The following is a 19251-nucleotide window of genomic DNA, read 5'->3' as shown; positions in this document are numbered from 1 at the left end:
CGCCCTCACTTTTCGGTGTTGTTTTGTGCAGCAATAGCGCGAGGGTCGGCCCAGTCCCGCACGTCGAAATCGTCGGGGATGAATTTCCATTGCAGCAGGAAATCCTTGAAATGGCTGAGCGCCTCCAGCTCGTCCGCATCGAGGTCGAGCCGCAGATTGCGATGCACATCCGCGCCATTGGCGGCCAGAACCGCCTCCTCGCTGACGCCGATTTCACGCGCGATGAAACGCACCGCTTCCGCCGGATTATCCTCAGCCCATTGGGCAACCCGCTGGACCGTCGCCACGAGTTCCGCCACCAGATCGGGCCGTTCATCTGCAAAGGTGGCGTCCACCGTCAAGGGACGCGGCGTGCCATTATTAATGCGGATTTTCGGATCGGGATGAAACCCCGTCGACACGACGACCTGCGCACCGATAAGATTGGCGACGGTCACGCCTTCCGCACCCTTGACGAAAAACGCATCGATCTGGCCCCGGTGCAATGCTGCAATTTCCTCGCCATAGGGAAGCCGCCGGCGCAGACCGTGGAACCGCTCATCGTCCGGGCCAAGCAGCACCGGCTCTCTTGCGGTCAGATCGACAAGCTCGACATCCGCAATGGAGAGGTCCGAGACGGTGAGCGCCGACACGATGCCCTTGAGTGATGTGGCGCGCTGGAAGTCGATGGTTTCATTCGGCCGCTTCGGCAGGCCGATGCGCCGCCCCTTGAGATCGCGGCCCTTGCTTATGCCACTTGCGGGCAGCGCGATGACCGCCTGAAACTCATCTGTCCTCGTCAGCCCCACCAGCCGCGTCTGCCGGCCACCGGATTTCGCCCAGATGGGGGGAATATTGCCGCCCTGGCGGAAAGACCAGTCCAGCCGGTGATCGAAATGGCTTTGCCTGACGGCCGGATCGGCGGAATCCCGAATGGAGGAAACGGAAATACCATGGCCGGCGAAACGCTCCTCTATCCAGCCAAGTTGCACCGCGATGGAAAGCGGCGTGGGCGCCGGGCAGCGTGTGTACCACAGGGTTACGGGTTGGGTTACCTGGCGAAGGGCGGCATCGGCCATAGTGTTCGTCCTCGAAATTGCGATCTGGACGGCACGCTACACGCCATGGGGTATTTTCTATAGATAAAGTGTACTATTTAAGGCGCCATTGGAGAAATTCGTTTCCTTCATGACCTCGCCTGAGCGCGACGACGGAATATCCTTTCGAGAATTTCGGGATTTCTGGTCGGATCGTCGCCCACTTGTTTGATCGCATCCTCCATTCAGCTGCACGTCGGCTGAAAGTTTTTCTTCTCCGAACAGCAAGGATTTTTAACTCGCGACCCCAACCCCGGTTGTTAGGTTTTCGGATAATCGCACCGGCCGCAGGCCGGACAGCCCACGCGGACCGAAAGAAAAGTAGAAGCATGAGCAAGACCAAACGCCGGCTCAATCTGAATGTCGGCATCAACACGACGGGATATCTTCCCAATGCCTGGAAATACAGGAGCGGCGACCGGCACGATATCAATGATATCGGCTATTACCGGCGGCTGACGGAACTGGCCCACAAGGGCCGGTTCGACGCCGTTTTCTTGTCCGATCACCCGGCACTGCTGACCGATCCTGCCAGCCGCCCGTTTCACACCATCGATCCGCTGATCCTCTCGACATCGCTTGCGGCACAGGTGCCGGATATCGGTTTTGTGGCGACGGTGTCCTCCACCTATAATTCGCCCTATAATTTTGCGCGACGGACGCAGTCCATTGACGTCGTCACCGGCGGCCGTCTGATCGTTAACATCGTCTCGTCCTTCAACCCAAATGTCGCGGCCAATTTTGGCAACGACCCGCTGCCGCCGCGCAACGAACGTTACGCCAAGGCCACCGAATTTCTCGATGTGGCGAAAATGCTCTGGTCGAGCTGGGATCCGCGCCGGGAAGGCGATGTGCCAGAAGACCGTTTCTGGGATGCGGCGACGGCCGAGACAATCGATCACGACGGGCAATATTTCCAGGTGAAAGGCCCGCTCAACGTTCCGCGCGGTCCGCAGGGACATCCCGTCATTGCGCAGGCGGGCGCATCCGAAGGCGGCATTGATCTCGCCGCACGCCATGGCGAGATCATCTATTGCAACATTCTCTCCCGTCCCGCCGGCCAGGCCTTCGGCAAAAAAGTGCGTGACCGCGCCGTCTCTTTCGGCCGCGATCCCTCCGGCATCCGCATTGTTCCCGGCCTCGTCGTCATTCTTGGCGAGACCCGCGAAGAAGCGCTGCGCAAGCATGAACTCTACAGTGGAACCGGTTCGGAAGACGGCCTCCTGGCGCGATTCGCCAAGGAAAACGGTATCGATCCGCGCGATTTTGACCCCGACGCGAAACTTGAAGGCGAGCGCTTCATTCCCGACCAGAACCGTCAATGGGCCGTTGGCATGGGGCTCGGCCTTTCCGAGCTTCTGACCCACGAAAAGCTGACTGCCCGCGAGGCCGTGCGCCGCTCGGAGGGGCACCACCGGCTGCTGCTTGGCACGCCGGAAGAGGTGGCTGATGGTATCATCGATCTCTGGCAGGATGGCACGGTGGATGGCTACACCCTGCAGCCACCGCGAGCGCCCGACGATATCGAGGAATTTGTCGCGAAGGTCGTGCCGGTATTGCAGGATCGCGGCGTTTACCCGCGTGAATATGAAGGCGCGACGGTCCGCGATCGTTATGGTCTGCCTTATCCCGATTGAACGAAAGATGTGGCGCAATTAAAGCGCCACAGGTCCATCTCGCGCCATTCCCGCTGCGCGCGGGAGTGGCTGATGTCAGGGACACATCATTGACCCGTCGCCACTTTCAAAACCGGCCTTCCACCCGAAAGCTGCGGTAAAACGGAAGCGAAATCGGTCACGATCTGACGATAATCATCCGGCTGGAACTCATAGGGCAATTCCAGACGGAATTCCGAGACATGCGGCAGCACGGGATCACGCGATAGCGTCTCCAGAATTTCACCCGTCGTACCGACGATGTCAGGCAGGAAAAGCGTGCGGCGCGCGCCATGTGGCGCATGCGTGCGCTTGTCGCGCTCAGCAACGAATTCCGCATAACGGCGGCGTGTTGCGGGGCTTGCGCTATCGGTCGGAAGGATCACGCGGCCAAGCGCAATACGCGGCTGGCGCTCATGCGCCCATTCCTGCCGGAAGCGCGCAACAAGAGCCGCCTGCGCCGTCAGAAAATCATCGGTATTTTCACCACTGACGATATTGCCGGTCAGAAGATTGAACCCTGCCTTACCCGCCCAGCAGGCGGAATTCTGCGATCCGCCGCCGTACCACAGCCGGTCGATCAAACCCTTGGCAAAGGGCCGAAGGCGTGGCACCTGCGCGCCTGCCGCATTGCCCGCCTCCGTATCGCCAGACAATGGTTCCGATCTCAAGGCCCTTGCCAGCTTTTCGGCACGGGCGTGGCTGTAATCCGCATCGGAAGCAGTATCGACATAGTCAGAGATCAGGTGAGCGAAGGGCGGCGCACCCACCGAAACGCCGACATTCAACCGCCCGTGTGACAGGACATCAACCGTGGCGAGGTCCTCGGCCAGCCTGAATGGATTTTCATAACCCAGCTGAATGACGGCAGTGCCAAGTCCGATCCGCTTGGTGCGTTGCGACGCTGCGGCAAGAAAAGTGGCAGCCGAGGAAACGCCGCGTTCCAGATGGCGCTGGCGAACCCAGGCGCTGTGATAACCCAGCCCCTCCCCGGCTTCGAAAAGCTGCAGGGTCTCCTCCAGTCCCCGCTCAGGGTCATCATCGTGATAATTGCCGGGAACCAGAAAGGCGAAATGGGAAATATGGGAAAAGGGCATGGTGTGCATCCGGGACCAGGTGTTAATGGGAAAATGGGGCTCAGGCAGCGCAGGTACGGGCTGTCCTCCCGTGCCGCGCATATGTCCGCAGAATGCACGATGGCCGGCAGGGATGGCACGGCATGGTCTTTTATAGTCACGGCGATTGTTAAAAGATCATTGCGCGACTCAATAATCTACTAAAATTATAGATTACTTTGCGATGGCAGGCGTTGCTCCCTGCCTTGCGCTTTTGAGGTGACACTGCCCCCTCACCCGGCCAGGAACGCCCTACCCACCAGAGACATCCCTATGACGTTCCGCGCAAATAAACTTGATTTCTCATCCAAACATGTAATACAGATTATCATACATGTTGACAAATAACGCATACATGTATGACATAGCGGCAATCAAAACGCCGAGACATCTGCATGAGGGAGGAATTATGATCATCACCGACGTCGAGGTCCGTGTTTTCCGCACGACGACCCGTCGGCACTCGGACAGTGCAGGTCATGCACATCCGGGGCCGGCGCATCAGGTGGAACAGGCCATGCTGACCATCCGCACGGAAGATGGGCAGGAAGGTCACTCCTTCACCGCGCCGGAGATCGTTCGCCCGCATGTCATCGAAAAATTCGTCAAGACGGTTCTGATCGGCGAGGACCACCGTGACCGCGAACGGTTGTGGCAGGATCTTGCCCACTGGCAGCGCGGTTCGGCCGCACAGCTGACGGACCGCACATTGGCGGTGGTGGATTGCGCGCTGTGGGATCTTGCCGGCCGTTCGCTCGGACAACCTGTATACAAGTTGATCGGCGGTTACCGCGACAAGGTGCTGGCCTATGGCTCCATCATGTGTGGTGACGAGCTGGAAGGTGGGCTTGCGACACCTGAAGATTATGGTCGCTTTGCCGAAACGCTGGTAAAACGCGGTTACAAGGGTATCAAGCTGCACACCTGGATGCCGCCCGTCAGCTGGGCGCCGGATGTGAAGATGGACCTCAAGGCCTGCGCGGCTGTGCGCGAAGCAGTTGGTCCCGATATTCGTCTGATGATCGACGCCTTCCACTGGTATTCGCGCACCGATGCGCTGGCGCTGGGCCGTGGTCTCGAAAAGCTCGGCTTCGACTGGATCGAGGAGCCGATGGATGAACAGTCGCTCTCCTCCTACAAATGGCTCTCCGACAATCTGGATATCCCCGTCGTCGGCCCGGAAAGTGCAGCCGGCAAACAGTGGCACCGCGCCGAATGGATCAAGGCCGGCGCCTGCGATATTCTGCGCACCGGCGTTAATGATGTCGGCGGCATCACACCGGCGCTGAAGACAATGCATCTGGCCGAAGCCTTTGGCATGGAATGCGAGGTGCACGGCAATACGGCGATGAACCTGCATGTCGTCGCCGCGACAAAGAATTGCCGCTGGTATGAGCGCGGCCTCTTGCACCCCTTCCTCGAATATGATGACGGCCACGACTATCTGAAGTCGCTGTCGGACCCGATGGATCGCGACGGCTTCGTGCATGTCCCTGATCGGCCGGGCCTTGGCGAGGACATCGATTTCACCTTCATCGAAAATAACCGGGTGAGGTAAGCGGCGATGAAAACGGTGCTCGCCTTTGGAGACAGCCTCACCTGGGGAGCCGACCCGGCCACGGGTCTGAGGCACCCTGTCGAGCACCGCTGGCCGGATGTGCTCGAGGCTGAGCTTGCCGGAAAGGCGAAGGTTCACCCCGAAGGTCTCGGCGGGCGCACCACCTGTTACGACGACCATGCCGGCCCCGCCTGCCGCAACGGCGCGCGGGCGCTCGAAGTAGCGTTGTCCTGCCACATGCCGCTCGATCTCGTCATCATCATGCTCGGCACCAACGATATCAAGCCGGTGCATGGCGGGCGGGCGGAAGCCGCCGTTTCAGGCATGCGCAGGCTGGCGCAGATTGTGGAAACCTTCATCTACAAACCGCGCGAGGCCGTGCCGAAACTGCTGATCGTCGCGCCGCCGCCCTGCGTCGCCGGCCCCGGCGGCCAACCGGCGGGCGGCCGCGATATCGAACAGTCCATGCGGCTTGCGCCGCTTTATCGCAAACTCGCTGCCGAACTGGGGCATCACTTCTTCGATGCCGGATCGGTCGCCAGCGCCTCGCCGGTGGATGGCGTGCATCTGGATGCGCCGGCAACGGCGGCGATCGGTCGGGCGCTTGCCGCGCCGGTCAGAGACATTCTTGGCTGATCATGCGCCGCCTGCGGAGGAACCGGGCGCGTGGATCAAAACGTGGAAAGGCCGTATGAACCGGCCATATTGGGAGGAAAGATGAAACATTTTCTTGCAACCGCAGCGCTTGGCGCCCTGCTGATCGGCGCCATGCCGCTTAGCAGCTTTGCCGAAACGCCGAAGGACCAGCTCATCGTCGCCACGACCATGAGCAACATCCTGACCCTCGACCCCGCCGCCATCACCGGCCGCGAGACCGTGCAGGTTCTGAACAACGTCTATGACACGCTGGTCGTGCTTTCCTCTGAAGATCGCAGCGTTCAGCCACGCCTTGCCGAACGCTGGGAAATTGCCGAAGACCGCAAATCGATCCGTTTCCATTTGCGCGCCGATGCCAAATTCGCCTCCGGCAATGTGGTGACGGCAAAGGATGTGGCCTGGAGCCTGAAGCGGCTGCTCGCCCGCAACCTGGCACAATCATCCTTCCTGAAAACCCGTGGTTTCAAGCTGGAAGAGGCCGACAAGCTGTTCGTTGCCGAAAACGACCAGACCTTCGTGCTGAATATCCCCAAACCAGATGACCCGAACCTGCTGCTGATGATCCTCGCGCAGAACGGTCCAGGCTCGATCATCGACAGTAAGACCGCACTTGAGAACGAGAAGGACGGCGATCTGGGCGGCGCATGGCTGACGCTGAATTCCGCTGGCTCCGGCCCCTTCAAGCTGACGCAGTGGAAGTCCAACGAATATATCATCCTCACCCGCAACGATGATTATTGGGGCGAAAAGGCCAAGATGAAACGCATCCTGATGCGCCATCTGCCGGAATCGCAATCGCAGCGTCTGATGCTGGAAAAGGGCGATATCGACGTTGCCTATTCCCTGCAGGCCCCGGACCTGAAATCGCTTGAGGCCGACAAGGCCGTGACCATCGAATCTACACCCGGTTCCGGATTTTATTACCTCAGCGTTTCGATGAAGAATGAGAAATTCGCCAACAAGAAGGTGCGCGAGGCGCTGCGTTACCTGATCGATTACGACGGTCTCGACAAGGCGGTCATGCCCTATTACGGCAAGCTGCATCAGCGCTCCCTCAGCACCGGGGTCATGGGCGCGCTGCCGGATCAGGGCTACAAGCTCGACATCGAAAAAGCCAAGGCGCTTCTGACGGAGGCGGGTTATCCGAACGGCTTCAAGACGACGCTGCGTGTGCTTTCTGAAGACCCCTTCATGAAGGCGGCAACGGCGATCCAGAATACGCTCGCCCAGGCTGGCATTCAGGCCGAACTGATCAGCGGTTCCGGCGACCAGATTTACGGCGCGATGCGCGAGCGAAACTTCGAACTCCTGCTCGGTCGCGGCGGCGGCGGCCAGCAGCCGCATCCCGACAACAACCTGCGCTCGATCGCCTATAACCCCAACAATGCCGACGACGCCAAGCTCACCAATTACCAGAGCTGGCGCACCAGCTTCTTCGATGAAAAGCTGAACAAGATGATCGAGGATGCGCTGGTCGAGCGCGACGTTGCCAAACAGACGAAGCTTTATGAGGACCTGCAGGGCTATATGGACGAGATCGTCATGTCCATTCAGCCCTTCTCCGAAGTTGTCGACACCGCCGCCTTCCGCAGCGACGTCAAGGGCATGATCGTCAGCCCCTGGCTGTCGCGGTTCGAAGAAGTGAGCAAGGAGCGGTAACCCGCCATCCTGTCTGCGAATAAGATAAGGCGCGGCTAACCCCCGCGCCTTTTTTGTTGGCGACAAAGCCCCGCAAGGCCGAAATGCTTGGCCAAAGCGCATCCTCCGCACTCCGCCGTAACCAGTCAAAAAAAGTGCCCGGCAGGGAGGCCGGGCGAGGAAGGAGGATTTTATTATCCGTGACGCCCCGGAGGAGGACGATCACGTTTTGGAGCCGTCATGCGCCTTCATATTCCAGCGAAGCGCCGATCAATTCGCGCGCATAGGGATGCGTCGCACCGTTGCCGGCGATGGCCTCGCGCGGCAGGATTTCGGTGATTTCGCCGCGCAGCATCACCGCGAAACGGTCGCACATGTGGTCGACCACGGCGAGATCATGGGTCACCATGATATAGGTGAAGCCGCGCTCTTCACGCAGCCGCTGCAACAGGTTGAGGATTTCCGCCTGCACCGAGACATCGAGCGCGGAGGTCGGCTCATCAAGCAGGAGCAGCGAGGGTTCGAGGATCAGTGCGCGCGCAATCGCCACGCGCTGCCGCTGGCCACCGGAAAGCTGATGCGGGAAGCGGTCCAGGAAGGAGACCGGCAGGCCGACATCCATGATGACCTTACGCATACGCTCTTCGCGGTCACCGAGTTTGTGGATCGACAGCGATTCCGAAAGCACGGTGCGCACCGACTGGCGGGGATGCAGCGAGCCATAGGGATCCTGAAACACCATCTGCAGCATGCGGCACCGCTCGATCAGCGGTATGTCGCGCACCGACCTGCCGTCGATGAGGATGTCGCCCGTCCAGAAATCGTTGAGCATGGAGACGCAGCGAAGCACGGTGGATTTGCCCGATCCGCTTTCACCGACCAGCCCAAAACATTCGCCCGGTTCGACGCGGAAGGATACCGAAGGCAGCACTTTTAGTGCCGTATGGCCGCTGCCGAAGGTGATGGAGAGATCGCGGGTTTCAACGGAAACGGCCATTATACTTTCTCCTCCAGCCATTCGGGACGGCGATCCAGCACCGCAAGCGGTGAGCGCGAGCCTCCAATGCGCGGCTGCGCCGCGAGCAGGCCGCGCGTATAGGGATGTTGCGCCTGATCGAGATCGCGGGCGGCAAGCGTTTCCACCACGCGGCCGGCATACATGATGAGAACCCGGTCACAGAAATTGCGCACGAGATTGAGGTCGTGGCTGATCATGATGAGGCCGATGCCGCGATCGCGCACCAGGCCATCGAGAATATTCAGCACCTGCAGCCGTACCGTCACGTCAAGCGCCGAGGTCGGCTCGTCGGCAATGACGAGATCGGGATCGGCAAGCAGCATCATGGCGATCATGACGCGTTGGCCCATGCCGCCGGAAATTTCATGCGGATATTGCTCGTAGACGCGCTCCGCATCGCGGATTTTCACCGCATTGAGCATAGCCAACGCCTTTTCACGAGCTTGCGATTTCGACGCCTTGAAGTGGCGCAGATAGGTCTCGGTCACCTGATCACCGACCCGGCGAATGGGGTTAAGGGAGAATTTCGGATCCTGAAGGATCATCGACATGCGCCGGCCACGCACCTTCAGCATCTCTTTTTCGCTGAGGGCGAGAAGATCAATCCCTTCGAAATCAAGCCTGTCGGCGGTGATCGTCGCCGATGGCAGAAGCCGCAGCAGAGCGCGGCCCACGGTGGATTTGCCAGAGCCGCTTTCACCAACGATGCCGAGACGTTCCCGGCCGAGCGTGAAGGAGATACCGCGCACCGCCTCGGTGGCCGAGCCGCCGTAACGGATGCGGAGATTTTCGACGTCAAGGATTGGTTTTTCCATGGTCTTATCTCCGGTTCATCTGCTTCGGATCGAGCGCATCCCGCAACCCATCGCCCAGAAGGTTGAAGGCGAGGCTGACAGAGAGGATAGCGACACCGGGAAAGGTCACCAGCCACCAGCTGTCCAGCATGTAGCGCCGTCCAGTCGCGATCATCGCTCCCCATTCCGGCAGCGGCGGCTGTGCACCGAGACCGAGAAAACCGAGGCCGGCGGCGGTGAGGATGACGGTCGCCATATTCAGCGTAAGGCGGATGAGAACAGACGGCAGGCACATGGGCATGATCGATTTGACGATGATGCGCAGAGGTGACGCCCCCTGAAGCCTTGCGGCAGCAATGTAATCCGCCTTGCGGAAAGTCATGGCTTCGGCACGCGCAAGACGCGCGATCGGCGGCCAGGAGGTGAGCGCAATGGCGATGATCGCATTGTTGAGGCTCGGGCCGAGTGCCGCGACGAATGCGAGCGACAGGATGAGGCTGGGGAAGGACAGGAAGATATCCGTGATGCGCATCATCACCGTATCGAACTTGCCGCCGAGATAACCGGATGCCGTGCCGACCAGAAGACCGACGGGGCCGACGATGATCGAGACCAGCGAGATGATGGTGAGCGTGATGCGCGCGCCCCAGAGAAGACGACTGTAAATATCGCGTCCCAGCTCATCCGTGCCGAAGACATGGCCGTTGCCCGGGGCCTGCAGCGTGTTGGCGAGATCCTGCGCGTAAGGGTCATGCGTCGCAAGCCAGGGCGCGAAAATCGCGGCGATGACGAGGAGAAGCAGGACAGCCAGGCCGAAGGCCGATGTCGGGCTTTTCAGCAGGAAGAGGATGATATTCTTCAGCGCGTTCAAAGGCACGGGAAGACGGGAAGAGGTTTCTGCACGGGCCGTCATCAGCGGGTCCTCGGATCGAAAAAGCGGTAGAGAATGTCGGACAGGAGATTGAGCCCGATAAAGATGACGCCGACGATAAGCACGCAGGTCATCACGGCATTCATGTCGCCAATGATAAGATTGCTGGTCAGATATTGCCCGAAACCCGGCCAAGCGAAGACGGTCTCAATGAGCACCGCGCCTTCCAGCAGCGAGCCATAGGCAAGGGCGATGATGGTGACCAGCTGCACGCGGATATTGCCGAAAGCATGCAGCCACACCGTCTGCCGCTGCGACAGGCCTTTGACACGCGCTGTCGTCACATATTCCTGGCCCAGCTGGTCCAGCATGAAGCTGCGCGTCATGCGGGTGATATAGGCCGAGGAGGAATAACCGAGCAGGGCGGCGGGAAGGATAAGGTGGTTGATCGCCGACCAAAACACCTCCATATCGCCCGCAAGCAGACTGTCGATCAGCAGGAAGCCCGTCCGCTCCTCCACCAAACCGATATAGAACTGGTCCATGCGGCCACCGCCGCCGACAAGGCCGAGATGGGCGTAAAAAACGATCAGCGCAATCATGCCTGTCCAGAAGATCGGCATGGAATGGCCGAACAGGCTGAGCACGCGCACCAGATGATCCTGCCAGCGGTCTTTGTTGACGGCGGCATAAACGCCCATGGGAATGCCGAGACCGGCGCCGATCAGGATGGCGAAGGTCGCAAGCTCCATGGTTGCTGGCATGACCCGGATGATATCTTCGATCACCGGGCGGCCGGTTCGGATCGAAGTTCCGAAATCGCCGGTGAAGACATCACCGAGATAATAGATGAACTGCTGCCACAGCGGCCGGTCGAAGCCGAGCGCATGATAGACCTGTTCATAGGTTTCGCGCGTCGCATCTTCGCCGACGATCGCCCGCACGGGATCGGCGGGCATCAGGCGGCCGATAAAAAAGGTCAGCAACAGCAATCCAAGCAGCGTAACCGCAATACTTCCGATCTGGCCGGAGAGGCCATAAAGCGAAAGGCGTCTTTTTGACATGATTCCTCCCTTGCCAGAAACCGACCGGCGCAAGGATAAAAGCGCAATCCTGTCTGACAACTATTCACAAGTTGTCACAGGTGTCGAAAGCTGTCAAGCATGCGCCGCCGAAATCGATATGCCAAGGGCAGCGAAATGCGTGCGCGGCGTTGTTTCGGGCGGCGGTTCCGGCACTCTTCTTTCAGAAAAATCGCCCGCATTGCCGCCAATGCAAAAGCCTGTATTCTCCTGCTTCACAAGAGGCGGACATGGAAGCTTGCGGCGATATCGCCGACAATGTCTGCCACCTCGGGGGAGGAAAATATGATCGACGTGACGCTTCTGGCCTTTGCCGTGGTCGCCTTTATCGGCATTGCAACGCCCGGCCCTACCGTCTTGCTGGCACTCGCCAATGGCTCGAAATTCGGCGTGCGTCGCGCCATGATCGGCATGGCTGGCGCCGTCCTTTCGGATGTCGTTCTGATTGGCGCGGTTGCGCTGGGATTGGGAGCCCTCCTGGCCGCCTCGGAATTCTGGTTCGGCGTCGTCAAATGGGTGGGTGTTTGTTATCTGGTTTTCCTCGGCATCATGCTTTTGCGTTCAAGAGGAATGCTCGATGGCGCTCTTGGCTCCGCGGAGGCAAACGGCGCAGCATCGGCGCGCTCGATCTTTCTGAAAAGCTTTCTCGTCGCCGTGACCAACCCCAAGGGATATCTGTTCTTTTCGGCCTTCCTGCCGCAATTCATCGATCCCGCCGCGCCGCAAATCCAGCAATATGCCGTTCTTGCGCTGGTCTTCGCCGGCATCGATTTTATCGTGATGTTCGGATACGCGCTGCTCGGCGCGCAGGCGGTCAGGGTGTTGCGCAAGTCCGGCGCCCTGTGGCTCGACCGCATCTGCGGCGGCGCGCTGCTGACGCTTGCCGCGTCCCTTGCCCTTTACCGACGAGCCAGCGCATAAGCCATTGTTGTTTATACTATTTCCGCCTCACTCAGCCATGGTACGGGAACGCAGAAGCACCTTGTAACGCTCAAGGCTGCCGCGCAGATGCGCCGCCATATATTGGCGCGCGGCATCGGCGTCCCCTTCGATAATGGCATCGACGATCTTCGCATGCTCCTCCTGGAGATGCAGATTATAGTCCTTGGGACGCGACCCCGGCGCCGCACCCTGCAATTCGCCACGGGGAATGATACCGGAGCGGATAAGCTGGAGAAATTCTGGGAAACGCCGGTTCTGGGTCGCCTGTGCAATCGCCAGATGGAACTCGAAATCCGCGTCGCGCGTCGGCAAGCCCACGCCAAGGCAGTCTCCCACACGCCGATGTGCATCGACAATCGCTTCCACCTGCACGGCGGAACGGCGCGAGGCCGCAAGGCCGGCGGATTCGACCTCAAAGACGGTGCGCAATTCCAACAGCTCGATGACGGAGGAAATCCGTCCCACCGCCAGATCGTTGAAAGGCACTTCCTTCGCCGGTTTTGCCTCAATGGCAAAAACGCCTGCCCCCTTGCGGGCTTCAACCAGGCCATCGGCACGAAGAATGGCGATGGCCTCACGCACAACCGTGCGGCTGACAGAATATTCCCGCGTCAACTCGCTTTCGCTCGGAAGCCGGTCACCGGGGCGGAACACGCCTTCCGCCAGATCCCGCCGCAAGGCCGAACTGATTTTCGCCGCAAGCGATACTTGCTTGGTGCTGCTCTCAATGTCCATTCCGGCCCACCTGTTTTAAACCTGTCTGGCATGTTAGCAAACACCCGCTACATTGCAAGGGCCGGCGTCAGCGTCGGAGCAGCCGCAGGAAAGGTTCAGGCGGCCGCCATGGCCGAGTTGCTGGAAAAGCGGCTTCTATATTCACCCGGCGAAAGCCCGAGAATGCGGTGAAACACGCGGCGAAAGGCGGCAGCATCCTCATAACCAACCGACCAGGCGATCTGATCGACCGAACGGCGGGTAAATTCCAGCAACTCCCGCGCCTTGCCGACCCGCAGATGCTGGACATATTCGATGGGCTTCATACCGGTCGCCGCCTTGAAGCGACGCAGGAAGGTCCGCTCCTCCAGCCCGGCGTGACCGGCCATGTCGGTCACGCTCGTTGCCCGCCCGGCACGCGCCTGCAGCCAGTGCTGCACCTTCAGGATCGGCTCGTCGCCATGTGTCAGCCTCGGGGCGAAGCTGCTATAATGGCGCTGCTCCCGCCCGGAAGGATCGATCAGCAGGAATTTTCCGGTCTCGATCATGACCGAAGGGCCGAGCAGCCGGTCAACGATGCGCAGGCCAAGATCGGTCCACGCCATCAGCCCGCCGGCGGTGATGATATCACCGTCCTCGATGACGATCTTGTCTATTTCCAGCCGTACATCGGGAAAACGCTCACGAAACCGTTCGGCAAACAGCCAGTGGGTCGTGGCCGGGCGGGCGGCCAGAAGCCCGGTCGCGGCGATCATGAAGGAGCCGCCGCAACTGGCTGCCAGCGTAGCACCTTGCGCGTGTCGGTCGAGCAGCCAGCGGGCGTAAGGCTCGGCCTCCTCGATTTCTGCCGGCCCGGTCAGCCTCCCGGGTACGACAAAGATATCGGGATGGCCCACACCTGGATCGGTATCATGACAGCGGGAGAATTCACCGCTCTCCCCCATGCTCCAGTGACTGACCCGCAATTTCGGCCCGCCACGATCCTGTGAAAATACCGATGCGATGGCAAAAAGATCGGTGATGCCATGTACCATGGCGATCTGACAGTCCCGGTAGAGGACCAGACCGACTTCCAGCGTGCTTCCCGTTACACCCGCCATGCCCCTACCCCTGTTTTGTCAGTTTTGGCTCGCTTTCTGTCAGAAGCGCCAATCCAGCCCCGGCTGCATCAAGAGTATCTCTATTCCCACGGGACGCAAGCAAGCTGCCTGCAACAGGAGAGAGAGCCATGACAACGATCACCACCAGAGACGGAACGCACATCTTCTACAAGGACTGGGGTCCGAAAGACGGCCAGCCCATCATCTTCTCCCATGGCTGGCCGCTCAGCGCCGATACCTGGGATGCGCAGATGGTGTTCTTCGCCAATAACGGTTTCCGCACCATCGCCCATGACCGCCGCAGCCACGGCCGCTCGGATCAGGTCTGGCACAACAATACCATGGATCAATATGCCGACGATCTCGCCGAGTTGATCGAACAGCTCGATCTCCACGACATCATTCTGGTCGGCCATTCCACCGGCGGCGGCGAGGTGACCCGTTATATCGGCCGCCACGGCACGGCCCGTGTCGCGAAGATCGCCCTCATCGGCGCGGTGCCGCCGCTGATGCTGAAGACGGAAAGCAATACCATCGGCCTGCCGATCGATGTCTTCGATGGCATCCGCAAGGGCACCTATGACAATCGCAGCCAGTTCTTCAAGGACCTGACCATTCCCTTCTACGGCTACAACCGTGAAGGCGCCGTGATTTCGCAAGGCATTCGCGAGGAATTCTGGCGGCAGGGCATGATGGGCGGCCTCAAGGGCCAGCTCGACAGTATCCGCGCCTTCTCAGAAAGCGATTTCCACCAGGACCTGAAGGCCTTCGACAAACCAACGCTGGTGCTGCATGGCGATGACGACCAGATCGTGCCGGTCGGCGCTTCAGCACTTTCCACGGTCAAGATCGTCAAACATGCGACCCTCAAAATCTACGAGGGCGCCGACCATGGCCTGACGCAGACCCATCAGGACCGGTTCAACGCCGACCTCCTCACCTTCATCAACGCCTGAAACCACCAGACACCGGAGACACGGACATGACACAGAATACCTTTCTCATCACCGGCGCATCCGATGGTATCGGCGCCGTATATGCCGAACGCCTCGCAAGACGCGGCCACGATCTTATCCTCGTGGCGCGGCGTGCCGAGAAGCTGAAGGCACTGGCAGCGCAGCTGGAAAAGGACCACGGCATTGCCGTCGAGGTTCTCAGCGCCGATCTTTCCAGGGCGGAAGACCTCGAAAAGGTCGAGGTCCGGCTGCGCGAAGACCAGCGTATCACCGGCCTCGTCAACAATGCCGGCATAGCCGGGGAAGGCGCGATCACGGCACTGGACCCGGCCTATGTGACGACGATGATCAATCTCAACATTCTTGCCGTCACCCGGCTGGCGGCAGCCATCGCGCCCCGCCTTGCCGCCGCAGGCAAAGGTACGATCATCAACATGACTTCGGTCACGGCGCTGATGCCGGCGGCATTCACCGCCGTCTATCCGGCCACAAAGGCCTTCGTGCTCGCCTTCACCGAAGCGCTGCAGGCGCAGCTTTCGCCGTCCGGCGTGCGGGTTCAAGCCGTGCTGCCCGGCATCACCCGCACCGCGATATGGGAAGAGGAACGGCTCGATGCCATCCCGGCCGCCATGGTCATGGACGTGCACGACATGGTGGACGCGGCCCTTGCCGGTCTCGATCTCGGTGAGGCGCTGACCATTCCTTCCCTGCCGGATACGGTCGACCTTGAAAATTTCCTTGCAGCACGCGCAGCGTTGAGGCCCAATCTGTCGCATGCACTTGCCGCCAGCCGGTATCGTGCAGGCAAAACCGAATAGTGGGAGACGTATCATGATCCTTGGACTGACCATTCCCCAATTCACGACATTGCATGTGGCCTTGAGCCTCATCGGCATCGCCACCGGACTGATCGCCCTGCCCGCTTATGCGGTGGGGCGGTGGATGCCGCGCATGACGGCGGTTTTTCTCGTCACCACGCTTGCCACCACGCTTACCGGCTTTCTGTTTCCCATCGGGAATTTCACGCCCGCACTCGGCGTCGGCATCATCTCGACCCTCTTTCTGGCAATCGCGCTCGTTGCGCTTTACGGATATGGCCTCAATGGCAGATCGCGCTTCATCTACACGATCGCCGCCACGATCAGCCTTTATCTCAATATGTTCGTGTTGATCGTCCAGTCCTTCCTCAAGGTCGAAACCCTCAACAATCTGGCGCCGAACGGCAATGAGCCGCCATTTGTCGTGGCTCAGACGGTCCTGCTTCTCGCTGCGATCTGTCTTGGCTGGAAGGCGACGCGCCGCAGGCTTGCCACGTGAGGCACGTCGAAATCTAACCGGCTTCCGGAGAAGACGCGCTGTGCCCGAGTAATTTCGGGCACAGCGTGTTTTGCGCGCCAAATGCGGCCGGATCTCCGTTCACCCGTCACAAAAAGAAGAAATCCCGCCTCTAGAATCTCCTTTCGAATCCTCCTGAAAGGATCGCAGAAGGCATTGGGCACGACGGCAATTTTCAGCCCTTGCAAATAAACATTATACATTATATGATAATATATACTAATTTAGCAAACAGGAGAAGGCGATGAAGGCCGTAAGGATCAACGAACGTCTGACGATTGCGGGCCAGCCGATGATTGCCGACTTCCCATCGCTCTCCGCCCAGGGCTTTAAGAGCATCATCAATGCCCGGCCCGATGGCGAGGAGCCCGGTCAGCCGGGCAATACGCAGGAAAAAAGCGCCGCCGGTGCCGCCGGCATGGATTATGGTTTCATCCCGGTCGATGGTCCCACCATCACCGAAGCCGATATCCGCGCCTTCCAGCAGAAGATGGCCGAGGCCGGAGGTCCCGTTTTCGCCCATTGCAAAGGCGGCACTCGGGCATTGACACTTTATGTTCTCGGTGAAGCGCTCGACGGGCGTATTCAGCGGAGCGACATTGAGGATTTCGGCAAGACGCATGGTTTTGATCTTTCCGCCGCCACGCGCTGGCTGGAGCGCCAGTCGGCAGCGGTGCCGCACGTCAAGGCGCTTTTCGACCCGCGCACCTGGAGTGTGCAATATGTCGTTTCCGACCCCGCGACCGGCGGCTGTGCCATCATCGACCCGGTCTATGATTTCGATGAAAAATCCGGCGCGACCGGAACGATGAATGCTGACGCCATTCTGGACTATGTGAAGCATCATGGGCTTTCGGTGGAATGGATCCTCGATACCCATCCGCATGCCGACCATTTTTCCGCCGCCGATTATCTGAAGCAGAAAACCGGCGCGAAGACGGCCATCGGCGCCAAAGTCACCGGCGTACAGAAGCTCTGGCAGGAAAAATACAATTGGCCTGATTTCAAGACCGATGGTTCGCAATGGGACCGGCTGTTCGAGGCCGGAGACCGGTTCACCATCGGTTCGCTGGAAACCCGCGTGTTGTTTTCGCCCGGCCATACGCTGGCTTCCGTGACCTATGTGGTGGGCAACGCGGCTTTCGTGCACGATACGCTGTTCATGCCGGATTCCGGCACGGCGCGCGCCGATTTTCCGGGCGGCAGCGCCAAACAGCTCTGGGCGTCGATTCAGGATATCCTCGCCCTTCCCGACGACACACGGCTTTTCACCGGCCATGATTATCAGCCCGGCGGCCGCGCCCCGAAATGGGAAAGCACGGTGGGCGAACAGACACGCAGCAATCCGCATCTGGCCGGCATGACGGAAGAGGATTTCGTTCGTCTGAGGGAAGCGCGGGATCGCACCTTGCCAATGCCGAAGCTCATTCTCCATGCCCTGCAGGTCAATATTCGCGGCGGCCGCCTGCCGGAGCCGGAGGCGAATGGCAAGCACTATCTGAAGTTTCCGCTCGACGTGCTGGAGGGCAGCACATGGTGACGGAAACCCCGCTGGAAAAACCCAAACATATCGGCGAAATACCCCTTCCCGCCATGGAAAAACGCGCCGTAGAGGTCGCGATACTTTTAAAGACGCTGGCTCACCCTGCCCGGCTGATGCTGGCCTGCACGCTGGCGCAGGGGGAGTTTTCCGTCGGCGAGCTGGAAGCCAAGCTCGATATTCGCCAGCCGACGCTCTCCCAGCAACTCGGCGTGCTGCGGGAAGCGGGTATCGTCGACACACGGCGTGAAGCCAAACAAATCTTCTACCGGCTGGCGGAAGACAAGGCGGCGCGGCTGATTGAGGCTCTCTACGCCATTTTCTGCGCGCCGGAGGAAAATCTGTGACGCCCTATTGGCCCTCTCTCTTCGGCGGCATGCTGCTTGGTCTCGCCAGCATTCTGCTGTTTGTCTTTAACGGCCGCATCGCCGGTATCAGCGGCATCATGGGCAAGGCGCTCAGTGGCGAGCGGCGCTTTGCCGATCTGGCCTTCCTGTCGGGCCTGCTGGCCGGGCCTTATCTTTATGCCGCCGTCTTCGGTCGGTTTCCCGCCGTCACGGCGGTAACGCCATGGCCGCTCATTATCATTGCCGGCTTGCTTGTAGGGTTCGGCACGCGCATGGGCTCCGGCTGCACCTCCGGTCACGGCATCATGGGGCTGGCGCGATTTTCCCGCCGCTCCATCGCCGCCACTGCCACTTTCCTGATTTCAGGCATTTGTGCCGCGACGATAGTGGGAGTGCTGTCATGAAAAATCCGGCAGCGGCACGTCTTGCGCTGGCACTCATTGCCGGAGCGCTGTTCGGCTTCGGCCTCTCGCTTTCCGGCATGATCGATCCGGCTCGCGTTTCGGGTTTTCTTGATGTAGCGAGCAGCCATTGGGATCCGAGCCTGATCTTCGTTCTCGGCGGCGCGGTCCTTGTGGCCGTGCCAGGCGTCCTGCTCAGCCGTTTGCTTGTCAGGCCCATCCTTGCGGAAGATTTCAGCCTCCCCGCGAAAACCCGCATCGACCGGCCGCTCATCCTTGGCTCGACGATTTTCGGCCTTGGCTGGGGGCTTGCCGGTTTCTGTCCCGGCCCGGCACTCTCGGCTTTCACCCTCGGGCTTGCGCCGGTCATCCTCTTCGTCTGCGCCATGATTGCCGGCATGTTCGTTCACGACCGGTTCTACGCCAAAGAGCCCTAACGCCAGTACTCATTC

Annotated in this window: 20 protein-coding genes; 12 read left to right on the top strand and 8 right to left on the bottom strand. The window is 60.1% G+C overall.

The genetic code is table 11. The annotated features are described in order from the left end of the window. Window positions 1–5: 5 nt before the first annotated feature. Window positions 6–1058 (bottom strand): ABC transporter substrate-binding protein, encoded by a 1053-nt coding sequence (locus GSF67_RS21190; protein ID WP_006315072.1) that lies wholly within the window; start codon window positions 1056–1058, stop codon window positions 6–8. 347 nt (window positions 1059–1405) lie between these two features. Here GSF67_RS21190 and GSF67_RS21185 point away from each other — a divergent pair, with 347 nt between their 5' ends. Then, window positions 1406–2713: an NtaA/DmoA family FMN-dependent monooxygenase gene (locus tag GSF67_RS21185; protein WP_006315071.1), complete on the top strand. Its 1308-nt coding sequence runs from the start codon at window positions 1406–1408 to the stop codon at window positions 2711–2713. 86 nt (window positions 2714–2799) lie between these two features. Here GSF67_RS21185 and GSF67_RS21180 read toward each other — a convergent pair whose 3' ends face one another. Next, window positions 2800–3828: an LLM class flavin-dependent oxidoreductase gene (locus GSF67_RS21180; RefSeq protein ID WP_006315070.1), complete on the bottom strand. Its 1029-nt coding sequence runs from the start codon at window positions 3826–3828 to the stop codon at window positions 2800–2802. A gap of 427 nt (window positions 3829–4255) precedes the next feature. Here GSF67_RS21180 and GSF67_RS21175 point away from each other — a divergent pair, with 427 nt between their 5' ends. The 3 genes from GSF67_RS21175 to GSF67_RS21165 all read left to right on the top strand — a co-directional run bounded on the left by GSF67_RS21175 (window position 4256) and on the right by GSF67_RS21165 (window position 7720). Next, window positions 4256–5404, top strand: coding sequence for a mandelate racemase family protein (locus tag GSF67_RS21175; RefSeq protein WP_006315069.1), 1149 nt, complete (start codon window positions 4256–4258; stop codon window positions 5402–5404). A gap of 6 nt (window positions 5405–5410) precedes the next feature. Then, on the top strand, window positions 5411–6040 hold the full coding sequence (locus GSF67_RS21170; RefSeq protein ID WP_006315067.1) for an SGNH/GDSL hydrolase family protein: 630 nt from the start codon (window positions 5411–5413) through the stop codon (window positions 6038–6040). 81 nt (window positions 6041–6121) lie between these two features. After that, window positions 6122–7720 carry an ABC transporter substrate-binding protein gene (locus GSF67_RS21165; protein ID WP_128822057.1) on the top strand — a complete coding sequence of 533 codons (1599 nt, stop codon included), beginning with the start codon at window positions 6122–6124 and terminating at the stop codon, window positions 7718–7720. A 217-nt stretch (window positions 7721–7937) separates the two neighbouring features. On the opposite strand, the gene GSF67_RS21160 is transcribed toward GSF67_RS21165, so the two are convergent. Genes GSF67_RS21160 through GSF67_RS21145 form a run of 4 tightly spaced genes read right to left on the bottom strand, consistent with a single transcriptional unit; the run spans window position 7938 to window position 11446 of the window. Next, window positions 7938–8696 carry an ABC transporter ATP-binding protein gene (locus tag GSF67_RS21160; protein ID WP_006315062.1) on the bottom strand — a complete coding sequence of 253 codons (759 nt, stop codon included), beginning with the start codon at window positions 8694–8696 and terminating at the stop codon, window positions 7938–7940. After that, window positions 8696–9532, bottom strand: coding sequence for an ABC transporter ATP-binding protein (locus GSF67_RS21155; protein ID WP_006315061.1), 837 nt, complete (start codon window positions 9530–9532; stop codon window positions 8696–8698). The genes GSF67_RS21160 and GSF67_RS21155 overlap by 1 nt, the downstream gene beginning before the upstream one ends. A 4-nt stretch (window positions 9533–9536) precedes the next feature. Then, entirely contained in the window at window positions 9537–10424 is an 888-nt protein-coding gene (locus GSF67_RS21150) for an ABC transporter permease (RefSeq protein WP_006315060.1), read from the bottom strand. Then, a complete protein-coding gene (locus GSF67_RS21145) occupies window positions 10424–11446 on the bottom strand; it encodes an ABC transporter permease (RefSeq protein ID WP_006315059.1) in 1023 nt (340 codons plus the stop codon). Before GSF67_RS21145 ends, GSF67_RS21150 begins: the two co-directional genes overlap by 1 nt. Before the next feature lie 303 nt (window positions 11447–11749). On the opposite strand from GSF67_RS21145, the gene GSF67_RS21140 reads away from it, so the two are divergent. Continuing rightward, window positions 11750–12385, top strand: a complete 636-nt coding sequence (locus GSF67_RS21140) for a LysE family translocator (RefSeq protein WP_035216255.1) — start codon at window positions 11750–11752, stop codon at window positions 12383–12385. Window positions 12386–12412: 27 nt separating this feature from the next. Here the strand turns inward: GSF67_RS21140 and GSF67_RS21135 are convergent, their stop codons facing one another. Both GSF67_RS21135 and GSF67_RS21130 read right to left on the bottom strand, forming a co-directional pair. Next, window positions 12413–13141: a FadR/GntR family transcriptional regulator gene (locus tag GSF67_RS21135; RefSeq protein WP_006315057.1), complete on the bottom strand. Its 729-nt coding sequence runs from the start codon at window positions 13139–13141 to the stop codon at window positions 12413–12415. 95 nt (window positions 13142–13236) lie between these two features. Continuing rightward, window positions 13237–14220: a GlxA family transcriptional regulator gene (locus GSF67_RS21130; protein ID WP_006315056.1), complete on the bottom strand. Its 984-nt coding sequence runs from the start codon at window positions 14218–14220 to the stop codon at window positions 13237–13239. Window positions 14221–14348: 128 nt separating this feature from the next. Between GSF67_RS21130 and GSF67_RS21125 the strand changes: the two genes are divergently transcribed. From GSF67_RS21125 to GSF67_RS21095, 7 genes are all read left to right on the top strand, one after another. Beyond that, window positions 14349–15176 carry an alpha/beta fold hydrolase gene (locus tag GSF67_RS21125; RefSeq protein ID WP_006315055.1) on the top strand — a complete coding sequence of 276 codons (828 nt, stop codon included), beginning with the start codon at window positions 14349–14351 and terminating at the stop codon, window positions 15174–15176. A gap of 26 nt (window positions 15177–15202) precedes the next feature. Continuing rightward, window positions 15203–15994 carry an SDR family oxidoreductase gene (locus tag GSF67_RS21120; RefSeq protein WP_006315054.1) on the top strand — a complete coding sequence of 264 codons (792 nt, stop codon included), beginning with the start codon at window positions 15203–15205 and terminating at the stop codon, window positions 15992–15994. A gap of 13 nt (window positions 15995–16007) precedes the next feature. Further along, window positions 16008–16493 carry a hypothetical protein gene (locus tag GSF67_RS21115; RefSeq protein ID WP_006315053.1) on the top strand — a complete coding sequence of 162 codons (486 nt, stop codon included), beginning with the start codon at window positions 16008–16010 and terminating at the stop codon, window positions 16491–16493. 262 nt (window positions 16494–16755) lie between these two features. Continuing rightward, entirely contained in the window at window positions 16756–18051 is a 1296-nt protein-coding gene (blh, locus tag GSF67_RS21110; protein ID WP_006315052.1) for a bifunctional sulfur transferase/dioxygenase Blh, read from the top strand. Beyond that, window positions 18045–18398 (top strand): sulfite-sensing transcriptional repressor BigR, encoded by a 354-nt coding sequence (gene bigR, locus GSF67_RS21105; protein WP_006315051.1) that lies wholly within the window; start codon window positions 18045–18047, stop codon window positions 18396–18398. The genes blh and bigR overlap by 7 nt, the downstream gene beginning before the upstream one ends. Continuing rightward, the gene (locus GSF67_RS21100; RefSeq protein ID WP_006315050.1) at window positions 18395–18802 is read left to right on the top strand and encodes a YeeE/YedE family protein; all 408 of its coding nucleotides are present in this window, start codon (window positions 18395–18397) and stop codon (window positions 18800–18802) included. Before bigR ends, GSF67_RS21100 begins: the two co-directional genes overlap by 4 nt. Next, window positions 18799–19236, top strand: a complete 438-nt coding sequence (locus tag GSF67_RS21095) for a YeeE/YedE family protein (protein ID WP_006315049.1) — start codon at window positions 18799–18801, stop codon at window positions 19234–19236. The genes GSF67_RS21100 and GSF67_RS21095 overlap by 4 nt, the downstream gene beginning before the upstream one ends. Window positions 19237–19251: the final 15 nt, after the last annotated feature.

Source organism: Agrobacterium sp. CGMCC 11546 (assembly GCF_013365515.1).
GTDB classification, from domain to species: domain Bacteria; phylum Pseudomonadota; class Alphaproteobacteria; order Rhizobiales; family Rhizobiaceae; genus Agrobacterium; species Agrobacterium fabrum.
This window is presented reverse-complemented; position numbering and strand designations above follow the sequence as displayed.